This window comes from Subtercola endophyticus (assembly GCF_021044565.1).
GTDB lineage: Bacteria > Actinomycetota > Actinomycetes > Actinomycetales > Microbacteriaceae > Subtercola > Subtercola endophyticus.
Genome location: NZ_CP087997.1, coordinates 2,428,226 through 2,446,477, shown reverse-complemented (window position 1 = coordinate 2,446,477; position 18,252 = coordinate 2,428,226). Strand labels below are relative to the sequence as shown.

The following is an 18,252-nucleotide window of genomic DNA, read 5'->3' as shown; positions in this document are numbered from 1 at the left end:
GGCCCGTCGAGCGGCCTGTGCTACTTCACGGTCGACAACACCGCCTTCGGCATCTAACCGTCGCTGTTCTCGTCGCGGTACGGTGCGTCTCGGGAGGCCTTGCTCGCGCGATCGAGTCAGCGCGACTGTACGGATTCTGCGATCTGTTGCGCGGCCTGGTGTGGCGTCAGCTGCGTGGTGTCGATCACCTCTGCCTCGGCGTGCAGCCAGGTGCGGGCGGCCTCGGCGTAGGGGTCGACGTACTCGAAGCGGAACGCCGACGGGCCGAGAACGGCGTCGTTGAGGATGCGTTCGCGCAGGGTGGCTTGGTCGGCGTGGAGCACGAAGTGCTGAATCCGAACGTCGTGGGTTGCCAGACCCTCGCTGATCTCTCGCCAATAGCTTTCGACGAGCACGGTCATCGGCATGATGAGGGTGCCGCCGGTGTACTGGATGACGCGGCGCGCGGTTTCGACGACGAGGGGCCGCCACGGATCCCAGTGCTGGAAGTTGGTCGTGTGCGGCAGGCCCGGTTTGATGTCCATGAGCACTTCGCCGACCTTCTCGGCGTCGAGAATTCGCGAGTCGGGCAGCAGGGGCTGCAGAAGCTCGGCCGTGGTCGTCTTGCCCACACCGTGGGTGCCGTTCAGCCAAACGATCATGCACAGATCGTACTTCAGGGGCACCAATGCCGAAGCGACCTCACGACGAATGCCGAAGTTCAGCCCGTGGTGAACGGGTCAGAGCACGGCCGACAGCAGCCGTTTCGTGTACGGGTCGCGGGGAGAGGTGAAGACCGTCTCGGTCGGTCCGGATTCGACGATGCGGCCGGCGTGCATGACGAGCAGGTCGTCGCTCATGTGCCGCGCCACGCCCAGGTCGTGGGTGATGAAGAGGTAGGCGACTCCGAGGTCGCGCTGCAGGGCATCCAGCAGGTCGAGGATGCGCGCCTGAACCGAGACGTCGAGGCTCGACACCGGCTCATCGCAGATGAGCACGTCGGGGCCCGGCGCGAGGGCGCGGGCGATGGCGACACGTTGTTGCTGGCCGCCGGAGAGAAAACGCGGGCGCTGGTCGGCGACAGAGCTGACGAGCCCCACCTGATCGAGCAGGTCGTCGATTCGGGTGCGGGATGATCGGCCGCCGGCCTTCGCATCAGACAGAATTTGCCCCACCGTCAGCCGGGGGTCGAACGAGCTGAGGGCGTCTTGGTAGATGGCTCCGATGAGCGGTCGACGCGCGCGGCGGAGGCGTTCGGGCACGTCGCTCCAGGGTTCGCCGAGCAGGCGCACTTCGCCGGCGTCGGGGGTGGTCAGAGCAAGTGCGAGCCGCGCGACCGTGGTCTTGCCAGAGCCCGATTCGCCGACCAGACCGAGCGTACGACCGCGCTCGAGGGTGAAGCTGACGTCGTCGACGGCGGCGCGGTCACCGAACCGCTTGCTGATTCCGAGCGCTTCGAGAACCGGATTCGCAGTGGCGGCCGGCGAGGCCGCGCCGGCGCGCGCAGGGTGAGCCGCACCCGCTCGCGGCGGCCCGGCCGGTGCGGAGAGGGTGGGCCGCGGGGCGACGGTCGCCAGTGCAGGCGTCAGAGTCGCTGGTACGGGAGGGGCCGGGGTCGCGGTTGCGCCGGGGGCGGTAGCGCTGGCGGCGGCTGCGCTGGCGGTGGTAGCGCCGGCGAGCAGCGATCCGCGCGGCCGATCGGTCGGCACCGCCGCCACGAGCTGCCGGGTGTAGGCGTGCTGAGGAGCACGCAGCACCTGTTCGGTGGGCCCGAGCTCGACAATACGGCCGGCCTGCATCACGGCAACACGATTCGCGAGCCGGCTGACCACCGCGAGGTCGTGGCTGATCAGCAGAATGGCGGTTCCCTCGTCGCCGAGGCGCTCCAGCAGGGCCAGGATGCCCGCCTGCACGGTCGCGTCGAGAGCGGTTGTCGGCTCGTCGGCGATGAGCAGGCTGGGCCGCAGGGCGATCGCGCCGGCGATCAGCGCACGCTGGCGGAGCCCGCCCGAGAGCTCGTAGGGGCGCTGGGCCGCACGCTCCTCGGGCTCCGGAACGCCTGCGGCCGCCAGCAGCTCGACCACTTCTGCGCGGCGCTGCGCGGGGGTGAGCCGCGTGTGCAGTCGCAGCACATCGTCGATGTCGCGGCCCACGGAACGAAGCGGATCGAGCCCGACGAGCGCGGCCTGCGGCACGTACCCGATGCGTGGCCCCCGCACATTGCGCCAGGCCCGCGCGCCGAGCTGCAGCAGATCGAGAGCACCGCCCCCCGCGCCGTCCGCCACGATCGCGCCTCCGCCCGCGCCGTTCGGCACGCCCGCGCCCGCGCCTTCTGCCGCGACCGCGCCCGCTGAGCCTGCCGCACGGGCCCGGTCTGCCGCGCCTGCCGTCATGCCGTCACCCGCCCCGGCGGCCGGCCGGGCCGCCGCGAGCGAGAGCTTCTGCGCTTGCACCCGCGAGCCCGATCCGGCCAGACCGAGCAGGGCGCGCGAGGTGACGCTCTTGCCTGATCCCGACTCTCCGACGAGGCCGAAGATCTCACCGGGGGCGATGTCGAACGAGATGCCGTCGACCACGGGCATCCGGCCGCCGAAGCGCACGGTCAGGTCGCGCACCTGTAAGAGGGGAGCAGCGTGCGAGCGGGGAGCAGCATCCGTGCGGGCGGCAGCATCAGAGGCAGCATCCGCCTCGGCGCCCTGCGCCGACCCGCTCACGACGACCGCTTGCGCTGTTGCAGGCCGCGCCCGAGCAGAGTCGTCGCTGCCGCACTCAGCACGATGAAGAGGCCGGGAAAAAACGTCATCCACCAGAACGACGTGATGTACGTGCGGCCCGCCGAGAGCATCGCACCCCACTCCGGCGACGGCGGAACGGCGCCGAGGCCCAGGTAGCTGAGCGCCGAGGCCCACACGATCGACTGGCCGATGCCGAGGGTCGCGATGACAAAGAGCGTGCCGGCGACGTTCGGCAGCAGATGCCGCGTGAGCCGGTAGAGGCTGCCCCGCCCGAGCACGAGCGACGCCTCGAGGTAGGGCGCATCCCGAACCTGCAGCGTCTGACTGCGGATCAGCCGGGCGTACCCCGGAGCGGTCGACAGACCCACCGCGAGAGTCGAGGTCACCACGCCCGGCCCGTAGATCACGATGAACAGCAGCGCCAGCAGCAGCCCGGGAAAAGCGAACATCACCTCGAGCAGCCGTGTGGTGCCGAAGTCGACCCAGCGCGGGCCGAGCCCCGCCAGCAGGCCGAAGACGAGACCCAGCCCGATTCCGATGGCGGTGGCCGTCACGCCGATCAGAAGCGAGGCCGCCGTGCCGTGGATCACCCGCGTGTAGATGTCGCGCCCCGACTCGTCTGTGCCGAACAGGTGCTGGGCCGACGGGGGCTGGAACGCATCGAGCGGGTGTATCGCCAGAGGGTCGCCAGGGGCGAGAAGATCGGGCCAGAGTGCCGCCACCACGAGAAATGCCAGCACCACGAGCGCGATGACGACGCTCAGGGGCAGCGTTCGTCGGCGACCGGATGCCCGGCTGCGCTCTCGCGCCTCGAATCCGTTGCGGCGGTCAGGGCGCCCGCCCGACAGCTGAGCGTCACCGCTCGCCTCCGGCGACAACAGCGGTGCCGCGATCACGACGTCACCCGGCGCCCGATGCGCGGGTCGATGATGCGCTCGGCCAGATCGGTCACGGTCGTGACGAGCATGTACACCAGCGCCACGACGATTACGATGCCCACCACGAGCGGAACGTCGCGGCCCTGCACCGCGGCCAGCAGGCTTCGGCCGAGGCCCGGGCGCGCAAAGATCGTCTCCACGACGACGGCTCCGCTGATCAGCGAGCCGAACGCCCAGCCGGTGAGCCCGATGGCCGGAACCGCTGCCGCCTTGAGCGCGTGCCGCCAGAACACACCGCTCTCGCCCTCACCGTGGGCGCGGGCCGTCAGGGCGTACGGCGACGACAGCGCATCGAGCAGCCCTTCGCGCATCACCTGGCCGAGAAACCCGGCGAGCGGAATCGCCAGTACCAGTGCTGGCAGAACGAGGCCGCTCGGCCCCGGCACGCTCACCGGCGGAAGCCAGCCGAGCGTCGTGCTGAACAACACGATGGCGAGAATCGCGAGCCAGAAGTGCGGCACGGCGGCGCCGATCACCTCGAGCGCCGATCCGATCGCAGCGGCGACACGCCCACCGCGCGTCGACCAGGCGGCGAGCCCCAGCGCTATCGCGACGGCAACCACGAGAGCGGCCGCCGCGAGCGTCAGCGTTGCGATCAGGTTGTCGCCGATCACGCTCGCCACGGTTTGGTGCAGGGCGTATGAGGTGCCGAGGTTGCCTACTCCGAGGCGGCCGAGAAAGGCGAGGTACTGCACGAGCAGCGGCTGGTCGAGGCCGTATTCCGCTCGGGCGGCGGCAAGGGCATCCGCGCTGGCCTGCGACCCGGGCCCGCCGAGAATCGCCTGGGCGGGGTCGCCAGGAATGAGTCGCACGGCGAAAAAGGTGATGGTCGAGACGGCCCACAGCACGAAGACCACGCCCACCAGTCGAAGCGCGAGCCAGCGCAGCAGCGGGGCGTTACGCGTCAACCAGCTGGCCGGATGCCCGGGGCCGCCCGCCGGCGCCCTCAGCTCGGCCGCCCCCAGCTCGCCGGCCCCGGGCTCGCCCGCCCCAGGCCCCGGCGATTCGACGGCCGGAGCCGATGTTCGCTCTGCGGGTCTCAGCGCTGCACCCACACGTCGTACATCGTCGGGGTCGACACCGTCGGCATGGCGCGCAAGCCGTGCGCGACCGACTGCTCGAGGTACCCGTTCTGCTGGTCGTACAGCGGCAGAATATAGAAGCCGTCGAGCACGACTTTCTGCGCCTGCTGGTACAGCGAGGAACGCTGCGTCTCATCCGACGTCGCTGCCGCCTGCTCGAGCAGGGCGTCGAGCGAGGGGTCTTTCAGCTGCGACAGATTCGCGAAGTACCCGCTCGGGGCAGGCACGGTGCCGGCGGAGTCGTACAAGATGCGCAGAACATCCGGGCCGACTTTCGTGTATGGCGCATCGACGAGGTTGTACTTGTCGGCGGCGAGTGCGGCGTACCAGCTCGAGAGATCCATCGGTTGGAGGTCGATCTTGAAGCCGGCCTGTTTGGCCGTGGCCTGAATCTGCTGGAACAACGACTGCTCGGCGGGAATCGACTGATTCGTGCTCACCGGGAACGTCAGCTCGAGTACCTGCCCGTTCTTCTCGCGGTAACCGTCGGGGGTGCGGTCGGTGTACCCGGCCGCGTCGAGCAGCTTCGCCGCGGCAGCTTGGTCGTAGGTGAAGACGCTCGGCTCGGAGTAGGCGAGCGGCTCGGCGCTCGAGAGGGGCGAGTACGACCGCTTTGCGGTTCCGAAGAAGAGGCTCGAGACCGCCGAATCCACGTCGGCCGAGCGGATGAACGCTTCGCGCACGTTCGGATCGTCGAACGGAGCCGTGCTCGAGTTCAGTTCGATGCGGTTCGAAGCGCCGGGTCGCGGAGCGTTCAGGTAGCTCAGCTGCTGGTTCTTCTGCGCCTGGATGATCGTGTCGGGCTGTGCGTTGTCGATCACGTCGACGGTTCCGGCCTGCAGCGCGGCGAAGCGTGAGGCGGAGTCGGGCAGAAATCGCCACTCGATGCCGTCGAGGTAGGCCGCGCCGGTGTGGGCCGCATCGGCCGGAGGCGAGGTGTAGTTGTCGTTGCGCACCAGTGAGATGGACTGCTGCTTGTTCCACTGCTTCACGATGAAGGGGCCGGTGCCGACAGGCGACTCGCAGTTCTCGGCCTGGCTGCGGGCGAGGGCGGTCGGTGACTCCATGGCGAGCCAGGGCTGACTGAGCGAGTCGAGGAGAGCGGAGTCCGGGCTGCTCAGCGTGAAACGGGCGGTCTGGGCATCCAGTGCTTCGACGCCGGTGACCTTGGCGAGCGCGAGGTAGCCGGTCGAACTGCCGGTGGCCGGGTTCTGCAGGTGGGCGACGTTTGCGGCGACGGCCGCGGCGTTGAACGGGGTGCCGTCGGTGAAGGTGACGCCGGGCTTGAGGGTGAAGTCCCAGCTGAGACCGTCGGCCGACTCTTTCCAGGCGGTGGCGAGCCACGGGATGATCGTGCCCGTCTTGTCGCGCGAGACGAGTTCTTCGAGGTACTGGGTCGCTACCAGTGCCTGCGGGTAGTTGCCACCGACATGCGGGTCGAGGCAGGTGGGTTCGGCGTCGCCGGTGGCGTAGACGAGGGTTCCGCCCGAGACGGGCGTTCCGGTCGAGCCGGCGCTGCCCGAGGGCGTGCCGCCGGTGCAGGCGGCGAGCAACAGGGCGGCGGCGGTCGCGGTGACGACGGCAGCGAGTGCTCGGGCTCGGTGGGGGCGGGAAGTGCGGGGTGCTGTGGGGTGGGGTGCTGTGGAGGGTGCTGCTGCGCGGGGTGCTGTGGGGCGGGGCAAAGGGTGTCTTTCGCGATGTGAATTTATGGACTCAGTACATAATTACATCACACGATCGGGCGGCTCAGCCCGCTTCAAGCGCAGCCGGATCCGTCGCTGTCAGCAGAAGGGCCCCCGATATGCGAGGGCCCTTCTGTTCCGATCAGCGTCTAGCAGCGGCTACTCGTCCGAGCTATCCGCAGCCGGGCGGCTGCGACGACGCTGCACGACGAGGGCGCTGATGCCAGCCAGCAGCAGGATGCCCGCCAGACCGATCGGCACGATGGCCGAGAGTCCCGTCGAAGCCAGCCAGCCGGCCGCAGACGAGCCGGAGCCCGAACCCGATCCGGAACCAGCACCGGGGTCACCCGGAGCTGCCGAGGCGCTGCCCGACGGGGCGGGCGCCGATGGCGACGGCGACGAGGTCGGCGGCGTTGTGGGCGGTGTCGTCGGCGGAGCGGTGGGCGGCGGTGTCGACGCCTCCGCCTCCGTCGTCACGCCGATGTACGTCGCGACACCGGTGTCACCGTAGGCGACCTGGCCGAGGTACTGCGACGAGTAATCCAGTCCGGTCCACGACGCAGTGTAGGTGGCAGGTTGACCCTGCGCCCCACCGACGGTGGCCGGAGCGGTGAACGACCCGACTCCACCCGACGTCGGCACCAGGAACGAGTACAGATCCATGGCGGCGGTGTCTTGCGTCGACGGAATAGCGAAGACGTTCGCCGTCACGAGGTAGGTACCGGCCGTGGGCGTCTGAATGTCTACCCGCTCGTTCGCCGCACCCGTCGCCGACGACCATTCCGTCACGGGCTTGCCCGAGGAGTCGAGCAGGTCCACGAACAGGTCGAGATCCGCGCCGTCTTCGGCCGACGTCACCGAGGTGAGGTCGAACCGGGCCAGCGCCACGCCCGCGGGCACCGTGACAGTGAAGTCGGCCGTGTCTTTCGCCACCGCGACGGCCGAGTGACCGTCGAGGGGGATGCTCGGGTCTTGGTTCTCGCTGGTGAGGTGCGATCCCTTGGCCAGCCCGAACGTGTTCAGCGGCACCGGCTCGTCCGAGCCCGGAGTCACGGTCACGTCGACCGAGCCCGTGGTACCGGTTCCGTCGACCTCGAGAGGAGCCGCGACGGCGACGGGGCGAACCGCGATGGGGCTTCGCACCGAGGTGCTTCCACTCGACCACGTGAGGTAACCGGTGGCGAACTCGTTGAGCGCAGCATCCGTTCGCGTGAGCGTCACCGTGTAGCTCTGTGACTCGCCTGCGGCACCGAACGTCAGCGTCGAGGGCGACACGGTGGTCGTGATGCCGGCAATCGAGACCGGTGCAGCAGTGAACGTGCCCGCCTCGGTCGAGGTCACCGTGCGAGTGACCGTCTGCGATCCGGTGAGCGAACCGATGGCGATCGACGCCAGGTTCAGATCGCTCGCGTCGATCGGTGTCGTTCCCGCGTCGTAGCCGATGCCCTCGAGGTACGACAGCCAGTCATCGACCCCGTTCAGGTAGAGCAGCCCGGGTGACAGGTACGACGTGGGCTTCACGTTGCCCGCGCCCTGCCCGAACACGTCTTCGCTGGGTGCACCCGAGGCGTCGACGAGGTCGGTTCCCGTGGTCATCATGGCCGACTTGATCTCGGCAGGGGTGGCCAGCGGATGCACGCCGAGATACAGAGCCGCAAGACCCGCGATGTGCGGGGCGGCCATCGAGGTGCCCGAGTAGAACGCGTACGTGGGCGCGCCACCCTCGGCATTCGCCGTCGCGGCGAGGATCGCCACGCCCGGCGCCGAGATGTCGGGCTTCAGAATGTCGCTGCCGTCGGCTTCGACCGGCCCGTGTGACGAGAACCCGGCCAGCTGCGGAACAGCGGGGGAGGCCCCGGCCTGGTTGCCCGTGGTGAACGTCGCCGTCGCGCCCGTCGAGGCCGAGTAGGCGTACGTGCCATCCCACGAGTCGGAATCGAGGTGCACGGTAGGTACGGCGTGCAGGTCGAGGTCGATCGAGCTCGGCGTCTTGTTCACGAGCAGCATTCCGATGCCGCCGGCGCGCTTGACCTCGTCTGACTTCGCGGTTCGGTCGAAGACGCCGCGCTCGCAGAAGACGATGTCGCCGGCGACCTTCGCCGGGTCGAGCGTGCCTGGCCCGCAGAGCAGGGCGTTGTCGGTGTCGGCACCTGGCAGGGCGACCTCGTCGCCTCGCACGAGCGGGCCGGTGAGGGGGCCGTTGCCGTTCGCCTCGACGGTGATGGATCCGCCCGCGAATTTCTTGCCGTTGCCGAGCGTGACGGTTGCCTCGTAGCTGGGAATGGTGGATGCCGCGACCGTCGTGTACCAGGGCGAGCCGTTGTCGAGCGTCGAAGCGTCGGGGCCCGAGTTGCCCGCAGAAGCGGCCACGAAGATGCCGGCCGAAGCGGCACCGAGGAACGCGTAGTCGCTCGCCGAGAGCGTGGTCTGGGCGCTGGAGCCGCCGATAGAGAAGTTCAGCACGTCGACACCGTCGGCCACGGACTGGTCGATCGCTGCCACGATGTCGGGGGTGGTGCATCCGTCGTCGTCTTCGCTGGTGGGGTCGGGGCCCGACCAGCAGACCTTGTAGACGGCGATCTTGGCCGCGGGTGCGACGCCGCTGATGTCGCCGAAACTGTCGCCGTTGACGACCGCGTTCACGCCATTGTTGCCGGCTGCGGTGCTTGCGGTGTGCGAGCCGTGGCCGTCGCCGTCGCGCGGAGAGAGGTACTCGCCGGTGGCGGTGGTGCCGATGTTGTCTTCGCCGAAGCCGTCGATGAAGTACTGCGCGCCGATGATCTTGGTCGAGCAGTCAGCCGCGGTGAACTGTTCTCCGGTCACGCAGGTGCCGTGAAAGTCGGTGCCGTCGGCCTTGTGAAAGGTGATGGGCCCAGACCCGGCGGGCGGGTTGGCGCTGACGAACGGCGCGGCACCGTCGGTGGTGCCGAGCGGATCGCCCGCGAACGACGGGTTCTCCGGGGCGATGCCGGTGTCGAGGTCACCGACCACGACTCCGGCGCCGGCAGCGTCGATTCCGCCGTTCTTCGCCCACACGCCGGTCGAGCCGTCGAGGCCGAGGAAGGTGGTCGAGGGCTCGGCCTTCTGAATGTGCTTCAGCTCAGACGCCTCGATGCGCGCGACGTCTTTGTTCGCCGAGAGTTTCGCGGCCTGCTCGGGTGAGAGTTCTGCCGAGAAGCCGTTGGTGGCGAGGGTGTACGAGTACTCGATGCTCACGCCGGCATCGGCTGCCACCGCCTGCTGCTTCTCTTTGAGGTGTGCCGAGTAGTCCTCGACGGGCGCGCTCTTGGCGTTCATCCTGGCGCCGGGTGTGGGCTTCGTACCGGCCAAGCCGTCGATGCCGCCCGGGTAGCTCGCCGCGGCGGGCTCGGTGAGCGTCACGATGTACTTGCCGGCCGTGAAGTCGGTGGGTGGACGCGTTGCGCCGCCCGGCAGCAGCACGAGGCCGGAGCCTGAGCCGCTCGTGACGCTAGACGCGATGGCGGCGTGCGTCGTCGGCAGCGCCTGGGCGATGGATGCTCCGCCGAACACCGACAGAAGAAGTGCACCCCCCGCCGCTGTCACTCTGATCGCGGTACGGCGCCTCGGCCGGGGCGATGACGACGATGAGCCTGCAGAAACCTGTCGCTGGAAACTACTCACGAAAGCGAACCTCAATTGTTCGTAGGAGACATGAAGAATCCGCGCATCTCGCCGATCACGCGGTTCGACCACCCTAGACAGTGGCTGGCCCCCATACGAGGCACGAACATTTCGAACATGTAAAACCTGGGAAAAGGGCATGAATATTGTGCGGACTGACATTTTCGTGCCCGTTTGCGCGCCGTGTTGCCAGATACGTGCGTGGTCGATTCGGGCATCCGCATGCCCCCCGTAACGTTTCGAAACATTCTTCGGGCGACCGCGTCACGAAAATCGCATTGCCGCGTCTCTCTGAGTGAGAGGCTCCCCAACGCCCCCCCGCCGGGGGGCCTCTCGTACACCAAAACCCCCAGGAGGGGGCACGAAACGGGCGCCGAATTCGTGCCGAGGAACGTGCGTCATAGGGTGAAGCTGGCTCGCCGATGTCGAGCCGCAGAAGGAGCAGCTGGCCGTGACCGATCGCAGTGCATCCGGTGCATTCGGTGCCGACCGCGCCGACCGCGCCGCGGGCGACGAAGCGGCGGCCGGGCGCTTCACGAATGGCGTCGCGCTGCAGAGCGACCTGCAGCTCGTCGAACTCGCGCGCGACGGTGACCGGCCGGCGTTCGCCGAACTCTGGCGGCGGCACAGTGATGCCGGCCGGGCGTTCGCGCGCGGATTCTCGTCGTACGATGCCGACGACCTCGTCGTCGAGAGCTTCGCCCGCATTCTCGAAGCTGTGAGAAGGGGCGGCGGCCCCACCAGCGGGTTTCGCCCGTATCTGCTCACGACCATCCGTAACGTCGCTCGCAGCTGGGCCCGCAGCGACAACACATACACCAGCCCCGACCTCGATGAGCTGGCTGACCCGGCGAGCGAAGACGACGCGACGTTGAAGGCGCTGAACGCCGGTCTCACCGCGCGGGCCTTCGAGTCGTTGCCGAGCCGCTGGCAGGAGGCGCTCTGGTACAGCGAGGTCGAGAACCTCAAGCCGCGCGAGATGGCGTCGATCTTCGGAATGACGGCCAACTCGGTGTCGGCGCTCCTGGTTCGGGCTCGGGAGGGCCTGCGCCAGGCCTGGATTCAGACCCACCTCGCTGCCCCGCTGAACGACGAATGCAAGAACGCGATCGAACAGTTCGGCGCGTACACCCGAGACATGCTGCCTGCAGGCAAGCGGGCGCTCGTCGACGAGCACGTGAGCGGATGCCCGTCGTGCACGATTGTGCTCGAAGAAGCGAATCAGGTCGGCTCCCGGCTCGCTCTGGTGCTGCTTCCGCTGGTTGTCGGCGTCGGCGGGGCCGGCGGGTACCTCGCCTGGATTCAGGCTGGGCATCCCGCGGCGGCGGTCGCGCTCGCGTGGCCGGGTGCGGTAGCGGGCGCGGGCGGCGGTGTGGGTGCTGGCGGCGCAAGCGGCGGGTCAGTGGGCGCGGGCGTGGGCAATTCCGGTGCGGTGGGTTCCGGCGCCACGCCCAGCCTTGGCGCCGTTGCGGGCGGCAACGTGACGTCCTCGGGCGGCAGCGGTGCCGCGAGCGGGGGTACCGGCGGATTTGCCGGAGCACCCGCCACAGTTCCCGCCACAGTCGTTCCCTCGGCAGCCATCACTCCGGCCGCATTCGGCGGACGAGTGGCGCGTCGTGTCGCGAGCCGTGTCGCGAGCCGTGCCGCGCGAACTCCGCGCCCGACGATTCTCGTGGCGGCCTCGGTGGTGGCGCTGACGGCGCTCGTCGCGACCTCCGCGATCGCGCTCAGCCAGTCGACGCCCGCGACGCAGGCTGCCGCAGCCGACAGTATCTCGCAGAACTCCGCTCTCGATGCCCCCGCGCTTGCGGTTCCGGATGCCCGCTTCGGGGCCCCGGGCACAACACCGTCTCCCGCCGCCGGCCCCATCGCGACGTCGCCGTCCGACGCCCCGGCTGCCGCACTGACGGGCACCGATTCGCCTGCGGGTGTGGACGCTGCCGGCCCCTCGAGCGGCACTGCTTCGAGCGGGACAACCTCGAGCGGGACAGCCTCTGGCACCGGGTCGACCGCGCTGTCGGGCTCCGGGTCCAGCACATCAACGGGCGGTTCTTCACAGTCCGGCTCCGGGGCCGATTCGGGCACCACACCCCCCATCGCGTCTCCAACCCCGTCCGCGTCAGTTCCCCCTGCCACGCCAACGCCCACTCCCTCCCCGTCGCAGTCTCCGCTCGAGCCGATCCTGCCGACGCCGACGCCGACTCCTACACCTTCCGCCACCCCTTCACCCACGCCGACGGCTACCTCCACCCCGACACCTACGGCTACCTCCACCCCGACACCTACGCCGTCGCCGTCGACTACTCCTACCCCCACGCCGACTCCGACTCCGACCTCCACCCCGACGCCTACTCCGACCCCCACTCCGACTCCGACTCCGACCCCCACCCCGACGCCTACTCCGACGCCTACTCCGACCCCCACTCCGACTCCGACTCCGACCCCCACGCCGACTCCGACCCCGACCCCGGCGCCGGTCGCCGTGCCCACGTACAGCATCGACGCGGACCCCACGGGCGAACTCTTTCCGCTGCTCTCGGGGTCAGACGCGGCGCCTGGCGCCACGATAAGCATCCTCGACGCGGCGGGCACCACGGTCGCCACCGCCGTCGCCGACAGCTCGGGAGCCTGGAACGTCTCGGACTTCGACGGTCTCGCGGTGGGGCAGTCGAGCATCCGGATTCTGCAGAGCGTCGACGGAGTCAGCTCGCAACCGAGCCCGGCATCGACCTTCGTGCTCACCACGCCGCCCACCCTCGACAATCCCACGGCGGGCTGCACCGTCGACGGCACCCGATTCACCATCGCGCTGACCGGCCAACCCGGCGCGACCGTTCAGCGCATCTTCAACGGAGCCGTGCGCTCCGACCCGATGCCCCTCGACTCGTCGGGCGCGTACAGTTCGCTTTTCACCGCCCCGGCCGGCCCGGCTACGCTCGGGATGCGCTATTGGGATCCCTCGACCGATCGCCACGGCCCCACCCGCGTCACGTCGTTCACGGTCGGCTGACAGCGCGCGCCACCCCGCTGCCGGCCCGCACCAGAACGCCGTCCGGACACCGGCCCGCACCAGAACGCCGTCCGGACACCGGCCCGCACCAGAACGCCGTCCGGACACCGGCGCACCGCGCGCTGCCCGGCCACCGGCGCTGCCCGGCTACCGCGGCTGCACATCACGCGCAGTTCCGCGTCGGGGAGGGCGCGATCTCGCGCTGCCGCTCGCCTGCCGCGCTACTTTGGCGCTAGCGCGGTAGTTCGAATTACCGCGCTGGCGCCAAACTGCCGCGGAAGTGCCAAACTACCGCGCTGGCGCCGAACTGCCGCGGCATCGCCGAACTGCCGCGCTGGCGCCGAACTACCGCGCTGGCGCCAAACTGCCGCGGTAACGCCAAACTACCGCGCATCCGCTCAAGTGATGGGCAGCCGCCACGTCGTCGCGACGAGCCCGCCCCTAGTACCAGCCGCTCGACTCGCTGTGCGACCAGGCGCCACAGGGGGTGCCGTAGCGACCGGTGATGTAGCTGAGGCCCCAAGCGATCTGCGTGGCAGGGTTGGTCTCCCAGTCGGAACCGAACGCCGCCATCTTGCTGCCCGGCAGCGCCTGCGGGATGCCCTGAGCCCCCGACGAGGCGTTGTACGCGTTGACGCGCCAGCCCGACTCGCGGTTCCAGAGAGACACGAGGCACGAGAACTGGTCGGAGCCCATTCCGCGGTCGGAGAGCATCTGCTGCGCGATGGCCTGCGCGGATCCGGGGTTCGGCGTGGCCGCTGCAGGCGGCGAATACGACGATGACGAAGACGAGGATGACGAAGCAGCCTGTGCGGCGGTCTTGGCTGCGGCGGCAGCAGCTGCGGCAGCGGCCGCGGCGGCCTGCTCGGCGGCCTTCTTCGCGGCCAGAACAGCCGGGTCGGTTGCCGTATACGTGTCACGCTGAGCGAGAATCGCGCCCGTGCCGTACGACTCGTAAGCCTGGCCCGCGGCCATGGGCTTTTGAACGGGGGAGCTGCTGGTGAAACTGGCAGCATTCGCGATCGGGAGGGCGAGCGTACCGGCGAGACCGAATGCGGCGACGACGGCTGCGGTTTGCACGACGCGACGACGCACTGTTCCGTTCAGCAAACCCATCCGGTGATCCGTCTCTCTCTGCGGCTTCGGGTGCCGCGGCTCTGACGCCGTTATACAAACGTGACCATCTATTATGCAACACGAAGCTGTGAAAGCGAGAAGTCTGCTCTCTTCTGCCACGCTGGGCTTTCCGTGCCAGCTGAATCCAAGTCTACGCGGGCCCGTGATATGTCAACGTGCCCAGCTGGGCGCCGTACTGCGACCGAATCACCATGGTCGTGCCGTCGAGAACTGCGGATGCCGCACCGCTCAACCACGTCACCACTCCGTCGCACGTGCGTGACGTGATGGCGAGTTTCGAGAACGACACCGAGCCGTCTTCAGCGAACCGCCAGGTACTGGTGAAGTCGTTGCAGCCGTCGTTGCCCTTGACGGTTCCGTCGTCGTTCATCGTGAGCTGCAGCAGGCGCTGGCGCCCGTTCTCGATTCCGGTCCAGAGTCCCGTGACGTCGTCGGTTCCCTGCGGCACCGGAGTCTCGGTCGAGGCGGGGTGGTGCAGCGACACGAGCTCTTTACCGTCGTGGTCGATCAACGTGAGGTTCGTGCCGTCGTACCGCGCCGATACAGCGTCGATGAGGTACATCGGCAGCGGCGCACCGTCGCAGTAGATGCGCGTCATGGGGCCCGACGTGGTGGTGAGGGCGCCGGCCGAGTCCATCGACCAGGTGCCGATGGCGTTGTTGCAGCCGTCGGAGCCCGTCCAGGTGCCGTCGTGCTCGAAGGTGAGAAACGGCTGGTCGGGAGAGTTGTAGCTGTCGCTCACGATCCAGTGCCCGGCGAGCGTGGTGGTCGACGCGGGGGTGTACTGCGGAGCATCCGGAGCCGGAGCAGCAGGCGACGAACACGCCGTCACCGAGACAGCGAGCGCTGCAGCACCCAACAGGGTAAGGGCGAGCGCTCGCAGCGTTGACACAGAACTCTCCAAATCACAGATCTTCTTCTCTAAGGGTAGTCAACTCAACCTGCGAGAGCGCTCGGGTTGACACGGCGGCGGCGGTTGCGCCGAGTGGATGCCCGGCGGCGCGGCTCCGAACATCCGCTTCGTTCGGCGAAAGCTCAGCGAAAGCTCAGCGAAAGCTCAGTGAAAGTAGCCCGTGATCGAACCCCACAGCAGCAAGGCGAGCTGCACGACGGTGAGTCCGTACGCGATGTACAACGCCGCCGTCGACAACCGCGCGCCCGAGCGCCCCGTGAACGTCACCTCGCGGAGGGCGAGGTGCGAGAACAGGATGCCCAGCGGCGACGCGAGAAACGCGAACACAAAAGCGACGCCCGACAAGAAGCTCGACCCCACCTCGTCGTCGCTCACGGCCAGCGCCCGCTTCGACTGGCGCACCCCCAGCAGAAACAGCGGAACCAGAATCGCCACGCACACCACGAACACGACGACTGCTGACGCTGTGCTATTCACCCCGCGAGCATACCCGCGCCAGGTGAACGCCGAGTTGCTCCCCTCATCCCGCCTCTCTTACACACCAATCGACTTTGCGAAAAAGCCCCCAAAATCGCTCGAGAAGGGCCCTTTTCGCAAAGTCGATAACGCGCGAGGGCAGGAGGGCTCGTCTAGAGCTCTACGGAGTCGCCGGGGGTCAGGGAGATGTACGTGCCGCCGTTCTGCTCCGTCGCCCAGCGGATGCGATCCCCGCCCATGCTCTTGCCCGCGTCGGAGAGCACCATCTCGTGCGTCGCGAAGCTGCGCTTCGGCTTGACCTCGAGCACGTAGTCGATCACCTCGGCGATCTTCAGCCACGGAGCCCCCACCGGCGTCGCCAGCGCGTCGACCTCGATGCCCTCCGGCACGGCGAACGAGTCGCCCGGGTAGTACAGCACGTCGTTGACGAGCACTCCCACGTTGTCGACGATCGGAATGCTCGAGTGGATCACCGCGTGCTTGCCCCCGAAGAACCGCAGCTCGAACGGCCCCACCGTGATCTCGTCGCCCGCGTGCACCACGGTGACCTCGGCCTTCACCGCAGGGTCACTCGCGCTGATGGCCGCTGTGGTTCCCTCGGGTGCGAAGAGCCGGATGCCCGGGGCGGCCTCGATCAGCGCATTGAGTTGAGCGGGCGTCCAGTGGTCCGCGTGTTCATGGGTCAGCACGATGCCCACCACACTGCTCGCGTCTCCGATGCTTTCTGCGGTTGGACGGGTGAACGACCCCGGATCGATGATCAACGTCTTGCCGTCTTCTTCGAGGACGAGTGCCGCATGTTCGAGTTTCGTGAGTCTCATGCCTTCAGCTAACTCCGGCGGACCCGCTGCTGCAAGTCGGCCTGCGACGGTGGCGGCTCGACCGCCACGCGGTGACGGTTGCTCGAAATCCGCGCCCACCCGGCGCGGCGACTAGGTCATAATCGGGGAGTGCCCGAAACACTGCCCGACGATGAGCCCTCCGAGCCCGCGCAGCGCTGCGCGCGAGAAGACACAGACGGCGACGGTGCGCGCGAAGACGTCATGGTAGATCGTGCGGATGGCACCGGCAGCGGCAGCGGCGTCGGCGTCGGCGGCGGTGGCAGCGTCGGCGGGCTGCGGCTCGTCGTCGCGATCAACCCCACGGCGTCATTCGGACAGACCTCGGGCATGGGCGGCCGCGTCGTCGAGGCGCTGCGCCTCGACGGGCACACCGTGCAACCACTCGTGGCAGCCGACTTCGAAGCGCTGAAGACTGAGGCGCGTGCGGCGCTCGCCGGGCATCCGGATGCCCTCATCGTGGTCGGCGGCGACGGAATGGTCAGCCTCGGCGTCAATCTGCTGGCCCAGCCCCAACCGTGGGTGCAGTCGCCCGTGCCGCTCGGCATCGTGCCCACCGGCACCGGAAACGACGCCGCGCTCGGCCTCGGCATTCCCCTCGAGTTCGAGGCCGCCCTGGCGCACCTGCGCTCCGCGCTCGCGACGATGACGCCGCGCACCATCGACCTCGGCCACCTCTCGCACGCCGGCGGCGAGCTCTGGTTCGCCTCCGCCCTGTCGGCGGGCATCGACGCGCTGATCAATGAGCGCGCCAACCAGATGCGCCGCCCCCGCGGAGCCAGTCGCTACACCATCGCCCTCTTGATCGAACTGCTTCGGTTGCGCGCCCGCACCTACGAGCTCGTGGTCGACGGCGTCGCGCGCCAGGTCGGTTCGGTGCTGCTCTCGGTCGCGAACAACCGTTCCATCGGCGGCGGAATGATGATCGCCCCGACCGCCCTGCTCGACGACGGCGCCCTCGACCTCTTCATCGTGGCCCCGGTGTCGCGGCTGAAGTTTCTGCGCCTCTTTCCGCGCGTGTTCAAGGGCACCCACGCCGGTCTGCCGATCGTCGAACTCACGCGCGTGCACTCGGTCACCGTGGATGCGCCCGACATCATCGCCTACGCCGACGGCGAGCGGGTCGGCCCCCTCCCCGTCACCGTCACTGTGGCGCCCGGTGCCCTGCGCGTGCTGGCCTGACGCCCGCCGCAGAGTAATCCCCGTCAGGCCGGCGAACCGCCGGCCGCAGAATCGCCGGCCGCACCCGCCGCAGCTCCCCGCAAGAAGATCCGCACTTGCGCGCGCGCAACCGCGCTCCAGTCGTCCACGTGCGGCAGGGGCTGCGCGATCATCGCCCCGAACACGATCACGTCGGCAGCCGTGACAGACGCGTCGAGGCTGCCGTCGGCCGCTCCGCGCGCCACCAACGCCGCCACACGCTGCTCCACCTCGGTGCGCAGCGCCAGCGTCTCCGAGTTCGACGTTTCGGGCGCGCCGTGCATCGGCAGCACGAGGTCACTGCGGGTGAAGATGGTGCGCTCGAGAAAAAGCTCGATCGAGCGGAGGCCGGTCGCATCCTGAGCCGCGATGTCGGTCAGCGACTCGATCACGATGAGGTACGCGCGTATCTCGAGCGCCTCGAGCAGCGCCTCGCGGTTCGGGTAACGACGGTAGAGCGTGCCCACCCCGACGCCGGCCTCGGCCGCGATCGTGGCCAGCGGAACCTTCTGCCCCTCGCGCAGCACCGCCGTCACAGCAGCGGCGAGCACACGCTCGCGGTTGTCGACGGCGTCGCTTCGCATCTGCCTCATACCTCCAGAGTAGGCGGGCCGGCGA

13 protein-coding genes are annotated in these 18,252 nt (G+C 68.9%); 2 read left to right on the top strand and 11 right to left on the bottom strand.

What is annotated here, in order from left to right:
• Positions 1-116: 116 nt before the first annotated feature.
• From LQ955_RS11415 to LQ955_RS11390, 6 genes are all read right to left on the bottom strand, one after another.
• Complete coding sequence (locus LQ955_RS11415) at positions 117-641, bottom strand: AAA family ATPase (RefSeq protein ID WP_231024662.1); 525 nt, start codon at positions 639-641, stop codon at positions 117-119.
• 78 nt (positions 642-719) lie between these two features.
• On the bottom strand, positions 720-2,561 hold the full coding sequence (locus LQ955_RS11410) for an ATP-binding cassette domain-containing protein (protein WP_231028118.1): 1,842 nt from the start codon (positions 2,559-2,561) through the stop codon (positions 720-722).
• Positions 2,562-2,689: 128 nt separating this feature from the next.
• Entirely contained in the window at positions 2,690-3,610 is a 921-nt protein-coding gene (locus tag LQ955_RS11405; RefSeq protein WP_390623377.1) for an ABC transporter permease, read from the bottom strand.
• Positions 3,607-4,560: an ABC transporter permease gene (locus tag LQ955_RS11400; protein ID WP_231028116.1), complete on the bottom strand. Its 954-nt coding sequence runs from the start codon at positions 4,558-4,560 to the stop codon at positions 3,607-3,609. Before LQ955_RS11400 ends, LQ955_RS11405 begins: the two co-directional genes overlap by 4 nt.
• Positions 4,561-4,691: 131 nt before the next feature.
• The gene (locus tag LQ955_RS11395; RefSeq protein WP_231028115.1) at positions 4,692-6,287 is read right to left on the bottom strand and encodes an ABC transporter substrate-binding protein; all 1,596 of its coding nucleotides are present in this window, start codon (positions 6,285-6,287) and stop codon (positions 4,692-4,694) included.
• A gap of 288 nt (positions 6,288-6,575) precedes the next feature.
• Positions 6,576-9,980, bottom strand: a complete 3,405-nt coding sequence (locus LQ955_RS11390; RefSeq protein ID WP_231024661.1) for a S8 family peptidase — start codon at positions 9,978-9,980, stop codon at positions 6,576-6,578.
• Between the two features lie 529 nt (positions 9,981-10,509).
• On the opposite strand from LQ955_RS11390, the gene LQ955_RS20085 reads away from it, so the two are divergent.
• The gene (locus LQ955_RS20085; RefSeq protein ID WP_304961041.1) at positions 10,510-13,068 is read left to right on the top strand and encodes a sigma-70 family RNA polymerase sigma factor; all 2,559 of its coding nucleotides are present in this window, start codon (positions 10,510-10,512) and stop codon (positions 13,066-13,068) included.
• 441 nt (positions 13,069-13,509) lie between these two features.
• Here LQ955_RS20085 and LQ955_RS11375 read toward each other — a convergent pair whose 3' ends face one another.
• The 4 genes from LQ955_RS11375 to LQ955_RS11360 all read right to left on the bottom strand — a co-directional run bounded on the left by LQ955_RS11375 (position 13,510) and on the right by LQ955_RS11360 (position 16,416).
• Positions 13,510-14,184 (bottom strand): aggregation-promoting factor C-terminal-like domain-containing protein, encoded by a 675-nt coding sequence (locus LQ955_RS11375; protein WP_231024660.1) that lies wholly within the window; start codon positions 14,182-14,184, stop codon positions 13,510-13,512.
• Positions 14,185-14,335: 151 nt separating this feature from the next.
• The gene (locus tag LQ955_RS11370) at positions 14,336-15,097 is read right to left on the bottom strand and encodes an META domain-containing protein (protein ID WP_231024659.1); all 762 of its coding nucleotides are present in this window, start codon (positions 15,095-15,097) and stop codon (positions 14,336-14,338) included.
• Positions 15,098-15,262: 165 nt separating this feature from the next.
• Positions 15,263-15,595 carry a hypothetical protein gene (locus LQ955_RS11365; RefSeq protein ID WP_231024658.1) on the bottom strand — a complete coding sequence of 111 codons (333 nt, stop codon included), beginning with the start codon at positions 15,593-15,595 and terminating at the stop codon, positions 15,263-15,265.
• Between the two features lie 152 nt (positions 15,596-15,747).
• Positions 15,748-16,416 (bottom strand): MBL fold metallo-hydrolase, encoded by a 669-nt coding sequence (locus tag LQ955_RS11360; protein WP_231024657.1) that lies wholly within the window; start codon positions 16,414-16,416, stop codon positions 15,748-15,750.
• A gap of 129 nt (positions 16,417-16,545) precedes the next feature.
• Here LQ955_RS11360 and LQ955_RS11355 point away from each other — a divergent pair, with 129 nt between their 5' ends.
• Complete coding sequence (locus LQ955_RS11355) at positions 16,546-17,616, top strand: diacylglycerol/lipid kinase family protein (protein WP_231024656.1); 1,071 nt, start codon at positions 16,546-16,548, stop codon at positions 17,614-17,616.
• A 23-nt stretch (positions 17,617-17,639) separates the two neighbouring features.
• Here the strand turns inward: LQ955_RS11355 and LQ955_RS20080 are convergent, their stop codons facing one another.
• Positions 17,640-18,227: a TetR/AcrR family transcriptional regulator gene (locus LQ955_RS20080; protein WP_304961039.1), complete on the bottom strand. Its 588-nt coding sequence runs from the start codon at positions 18,225-18,227 to the stop codon at positions 17,640-17,642.
• Positions 18,228-18,252 lie beyond the last annotated feature (25 nt).

Excerpts from the sequence above, each read along its gene's own strand:
- LQ955_RS11415 (WP_231024662.1), bottom strand. The coding sequence starts at position 641 with ATGATCGTTTGGCTGAACGGCACCCACGGTGTGGGCAAGACGACCACG.
- LQ955_RS11410 (WP_231028118.1), bottom strand. The coding sequence starts at position 2,561 with ATGCCCGTGGTCGACGGCATCTCGTTCGACATCGCCCCCGGTGAGATC.
- LQ955_RS11375 (WP_231024660.1), bottom strand. The coding sequence starts at position 14,184 with ATGGGTTTGCTGAACGGAACAGTGCGTCGTCGCGTCGTGCAAACCGCA.
- LQ955_RS11360 (WP_231024657.1), bottom strand. The coding sequence starts at position 16,416 with ATGAGACTCACGAAACTCGAACATGCGGCACTCGTCCTCGAAGAAGAC.
- LQ955_RS20080 (WP_304961039.1), bottom strand. The coding sequence starts at position 18,227 with ATGAGGCAGATGCGAAGCGACGCCGTCGACAACCGCGAGCGTGTGCTC.